The following is a 4909-nucleotide window of genomic DNA, read 5'->3' as shown; positions in this document are numbered from 1 at the left end:
CCAGACCTACCGGCCCAAGTGAAAGAGCCACATGGGCCACATGATTGAGCCACTTGGGCCATGCTGAGCCAGAGGCGAGCCGCCCAAGCCTGGGGGATATCCAGAGCCACCCTACAGCGGGCCGTATCCAGCGGAAAAATTAGTGTTTTGCCGGATGGAACGATTGATCCGGCAGAGATGCTTCGCGCCTTTGGCGAAGCCAAGGGTGGCCCACCGGGCCACCACAATGAGCCACTTGGGCCACCCCTGGGCCGGGGGGATGAGATGGCTTTTCAGGCCGAAATCCGGGTGCTCAAAGCGCAGATCGAAGCCAAGGAGGCTCTGCTCTCCGCGAAGGATCGGCACATCGAGGATTTGAGCCAGGCGCTCCGGCTGCTCGCTGGCCCGCCAGCGCCGGCACCACAGCCGTCTCTGCTGGCCAGGCTATTTTCCCGCCAGAAGCCGCCCCGTTCGTGATAGAATTAATACCATGAGCACATCGACCCTCTATGACCGCGATTTCTACGCCTGGGCGAATGAACAGGCCGGACTTCTGCGCGCTGGGAAGCTGACGCAGGCCGACATTGAACACATCGCCGAGGAGATCGAGAGCATGGGCAAGACCGAGAAGCGGGAACTGATCAGCCGCCTCGCAGTACTCCTCACGCATCTCTTGAAATGGCAATATCAGCCTGTCCGCCGTGGAGCGTCATGGGAAGTGACTATCCGCATTCAGCGCCGTGATCTTGCCCGTCATCTACGTGACAACCCAAGCCTCCAAGCCAAGCTCGACGAAGCCATCAGCGATGCCTATGGCGATGCAATCCTCGCGGCATACGGTGAAACGGCTATACCTAAGCAAACCTTCCCCACCACCTGCCCCTGGTCCTTCGACCAAATGATGGCCGAAGACTTCTGGCCGGAAGCCTAAAAGGACGCGTAGTGTCCACGTTTTCCATAATTCGAGATTCTGACGCTTTCTTTACACTGCCATGATGGTAAGGTTTAGACTTGTTTTGCCATCCCAATCAATCGAGAGATGTGAAACCTCATGAAGCGTCGTACCCTCTCCGCTATCCTTGGCAGCACATTTTCCGGCTTTCTCGCCCTTCTCGGTCTTGGACCACGATGCGCCGCTGCACAGTCCGCAGATACTACGGGTTCATCTGGCGGAATGATGGGCGGAATGATGGGATCAAATATGTCCCACATGGACATGCAGGGCATGATGTCCCGCAGCAACATGATGGGGCCGATGAAGCTCGGCATGAAACTATTCGAGCGACATACGGAGATCACGCGCGCTACGGACTACATGCCCAACGGCATAATTGACACCACTGTTTCGAGTAATCCAACAACCGCTCACCTCATCCAGGCGCACGTGATCGAAATGTATAATCGCCTCGCTGAGAATCGACCATTTCCCTACCCGATGAGCAACAGTGTACCGGCCATGTTTGCCAACAGCACGAAGTATAAACGATCTTATAAACTCTTACCTACCGGGATTCAGGTCACCGAAACTTCGGACGATCCGGAAATGGTAAAGGTGATCTATGCCCATGCACGGGAGCTCGATCGCTTTGCGAAGGATGGGATGCCGGCAATGATGCGCGGGATGATGGGCAAGGCTGACTGAAACACGGAGCAACCCGATGATGCATGGTATGATGGGCGGCTGGATGATGGGAGGTATGGCGCTGTTCGGTATTGCCATCATGACGTTGATTGTTTTGATAATCGCCGCTCTGATCAAATATCTTTTCGTTTCGTCGTCGAGGCCGTAACTCAGGTTCGGCTCACACCGATGATTGAACCGTCCAGAATCCCGAGATTAAAACCATGTTCAATAGTATTTGATTGTCCATAACTCTAGAAGCCTAATTTATGGGCATGGTAAAATTACCTGTCCGAATACGGTCGATTCCGGACAGCTAATCCGGCAGTACGTCTCCTGCCAGCCAGCGCACCAGACGGCCCTTGATTCCCGGCAAGGTCTTAACCTGCAGGATGACAGTTTCGGCTCGACCTACTCGCTCTTGGGCTTGCAGAGCCTCCATGGCGATCGCCTGTACCTTCTCACGCTCTGCGGCCTCTGCTGCCCTCGCTGCATCCCGCTCGGCCTCCAACATCTGCCTATGCCGTTCGGCAGCCTGCGCCGTGATAGCCCTTCTCGCCTCCGCCTGACGCTCGATCTCAGCAATCCGCTTCCGTGCCTCGTCCAGCTCAGCGATCAATGCTGGTGCACTATCACCCAATTCCGGCTCATTTGCCCCGCCAACCAGACGCATGGCTTGACGTGGCTCCATTGGGTCATTGTCGCGGGTCATCAGTTCCGCTGCTCGCCGAAACAGCCCCTTAGCCGTCTCTGGGGCCACCACCTGAAACGCCTTGATACCGCGCTCCTCAAGCCCCGTACGATACCGCTTGTTCCGCTCCTGGCGTTTTGGATCGATCTCGTTCATCGTCTCACGCGACGCACTGAACCGCCCCGCAACCAGAGTTATGGCACAATCCATAGAGTGCGCACCACACCGTCTCACAAGACGCTAATGGCCGTCTCACGCGCTTTCTGCGGCGAAAGCCGCTTGCCCGGATTAACCGCCCTGCCTTGTCTGTACCTCCAGCACACTGAGTTGCGCAGCAACTCGTAAGTGCGCCCTTTGGTAATTAAGCACTAGTTCTTGCCACGAGGATGCCGGGGAAATTATCCGCCTGCCGGTGCGATGATCCGACCGCCCCAATCGCGAACCAATTCATCGATCCAGAGTTCGACCGGTTCAGCCTCATCAGCGGTCCAGGTGCCGGTGAGTTTGTCGTAGAACCACCCATCCTCCTTCATCGCATTGCGGAGGCGGGCGGGCGGCCTGGTGGGGAAGATCAGCCGACAGGGCAGGGCAATCGCCGGTCTGGGTGCCGATCGCCTTTCTGCGGGCCTCTGGGGAGCCTCTGGCGGCTTCTGCCGTGCCACCGGCCGGGACGACGCTCTGGCGAACTCCTGGCGTTTCCTGCCGGGCCGCTGCGCCGGGTCCAGCTCCCCGGCCCGCTGCTTGAACGGCGCAACCGCCGCGGTGAACGCCGCGCGGTCCTCTTCCCTGATCCAGAGATTCATCTGAACCAGGCCAAGCGCCGCCCGGCGCTCCCGTAACGAGGCCATCGAGTGCTTGCTCATGCTCGCGAGCATACCCCACATTTTCCGACAACGACACTAGTGCCGCGATTGCACCCCAAGGGGTGCAGTTCGGTGCCCCAGCGAAGGTCAGGGCAGAGGGACAGACGCGCTCAGGATTGCTGCCATTCCGGGCCGCGAGGACCGCACCGGGGCGGGTCAATGCGCTTTCATGTCCGGAGGCTCCAAAGGTGCAATGGTCTGTGACTTCTCTCCTGAACTTTCCGCCCGCATAGTGGCGGGGGTTTGGCGGGGTTTCTGGCGCAGATATGCAGCGGACATGTTGTGTTTTTGCATCGTATCTGCCGTGATTATGGCGGACTTTATGGTGTGACTCTGCTGTGGTTGTGCTGTGTTCTATTGACGTGCAGAGGCCCTGCGGGCCGAGATCCAGACCGAACGGGCCAACCTCAAGGCACTCAAGGCCAAGGGTGCGCGGGTGAAGTGGCAGACCTGCGGCGGTCATCTCTGCTTCGAGGCCAGCAGTGACCAGCACGGCGGTTGGGTAACCACCAAGGGGCATATCAGGCTGGTCATCCCACGCGGCTACTAATCCGGAATGCCCATTCCAGCCCCTCAGGAGGCCGTAGAGCGGCCTTGCGGATCGGACGCTGAAAGGGGAGCAGAAAACCCCAAAAACCTGTGTACGCCCGTCTGACGGGATTTTACGGCCATCCTCGCCGCATCGCCCCCAATGCCGCCTTTGCTTCCCGCGTCGCCGTCTCTCACCTCGTGGCGCGGGTCGAGCGCAGCGCGGGAGACCCGGAGGGCGCAGCGCGCCCGCGCCGGTCCCTCGCCCTGGTCCCGCGCGGCCCTTCAGGGCCGCCGTTCATGATTAAGCCGCGTCAGCGGCTTTCCGCTCCTTCAATCATCGGCCCCGAGGGCCGCCTGATCAGCCAGTCCGCACAGGTGGGCCCACCGGAATGGCTGCGCGTCGCCAGCCTCCTATCGGGGCGCTCCGCTACGCATCCCCGTGGACTACCTGCACGGCAGGCAGCCCCCTTCGGGGGTGCTCCTCTAGATCATAGAAGGAGTGAAAAAAATAATGAATTAAATCAATATTTTATAGGGGGGGGTAGTCCCATAGCTGATGGGACGGGGTAGTCCCATAGCTGATGGGACGGGTTTGGACGTTTTTTGTCAGTTCATTGACATTAAATGTCCGCTAAAATAGACATTGATTGTCTACGTACTGACAATCATTGTTCATGAGTGAGACGGGGTAGTCCCATGTCGAAAGTTCCCCCAAAAACCGTCGGTCTCGCTACAGCGCCGAGCGGAACATGGGTGCAAACCGAAAGGGCAGCACATGAGCGATGGGCAAAACTCATCGGCTCCCACCCCAAGGCTGCGGCACTCATGCACGTCATCGTAGGCAACATGGGACGTCACAATGCCTTGGTAGCCAGCGTCCCTAACCTTCAGCGGATGATGGGTTGCTCTCGGAATACCGCTCTCCGTGCGATCAACGTGCTGAAGGAACAAAATTGGATTGAGGTCCGTCAGCTAGGCGGTGTCGGAACAACAAACGCCTACATCGTGAATGATCGCGTGGCATGGACTGGGAGCCGCGATGGCATACGCTACAGCCTGTTCAGTGCGGCGGTACTGGTTTCCGACGACGAACAGCCAGACAAGGCCGAAATTGGTGCACAGCCGCCCCTAGAGCGGGTTCCTGCTTTGTATCCGGGAGACCGCCAATTGCCGACTGGAAACGGCCTCGATCCGCCGACGCAGCCTCCGCTGGTCGGGTTAGAG

7 protein-coding genes are annotated in these 4909 nt (G+C 58.7%); 5 read left to right on the top strand and 2 right to left on the bottom strand.

Annotated features, from left to right (window positions below; all coding sequences use genetic code 11):
* Positions 1-264 precede the first annotated feature (264 nt).
* The 4 genes from APM_RS22890 to APM_RS23010 all read left to right on the top strand — a co-directional run bounded on the left by APM_RS22890 (position 265) and on the right by APM_RS23010 (position 1769).
* Positions 265-456 carry a hypothetical protein gene (locus APM_RS22890; protein WP_007425148.1) on the top strand — a complete coding sequence of 64 codons (192 nt, stop codon included), beginning with the start codon at positions 265-267 and terminating at the stop codon, positions 454-456.
* 13 nt (positions 457-469) lie between these two features.
* Positions 470-910 (top strand): DUF29 domain-containing protein, encoded by a 441-nt coding sequence (locus APM_RS19730; protein WP_007425147.1) that lies wholly within the window; start codon positions 470-472, stop codon positions 908-910.
* A 120-nt stretch (positions 911-1030) separates the two neighbouring features.
* Complete coding sequence (locus APM_RS19725) at positions 1031-1621, top strand: hypothetical protein (protein WP_192826806.1); 591 nt, start codon at positions 1031-1033, stop codon at positions 1619-1621.
* A gap of 16 nt (positions 1622-1637) precedes the next feature.
* Positions 1638-1769: a hypothetical protein gene (locus tag APM_RS23010; RefSeq protein WP_256379524.1), complete on the top strand. Its 132-nt coding sequence runs from the start codon at positions 1638-1640 to the stop codon at positions 1767-1769.
* Positions 1770-1916: 147 nt separating this feature from the next.
* Here the strand turns inward: APM_RS23010 and APM_RS19720 are convergent, their stop codons facing one another.
* Positions 1917-2447, bottom strand: a complete 531-nt coding sequence (locus APM_RS19720; RefSeq protein WP_039889432.1) for a hypothetical protein — start codon at positions 2445-2447, stop codon at positions 1917-1919.
* 242 nt (positions 2448-2689) lie between these two features.
* Positions 2690-3166: a hypothetical protein gene (locus APM_RS19715; protein WP_039889431.1), complete on the bottom strand. Its 477-nt coding sequence runs from the start codon at positions 3164-3166 to the stop codon at positions 2690-2692.
* Positions 3167-4510: 1344 nt separating this feature from the next.
* Here APM_RS19715 and APM_RS21170 point away from each other — a divergent pair.
* Positions 4511-4909 (top strand): helix-turn-helix domain-containing protein (locus APM_RS21170; protein WP_241763240.1); only part of this gene is annotated, 399 nt, incomplete at its 3' end.

Source organism: Acidiphilium sp. PM (assembly GCF_000219295.1).
Taxonomy (GTDB): domain Bacteria; phylum Pseudomonadota; class Alphaproteobacteria; order Acetobacterales; family Acetobacteraceae; genus Acidiphilium; species Acidiphilium multivorum.
This window is presented reverse-complemented; position numbering and strand designations above follow the sequence as displayed.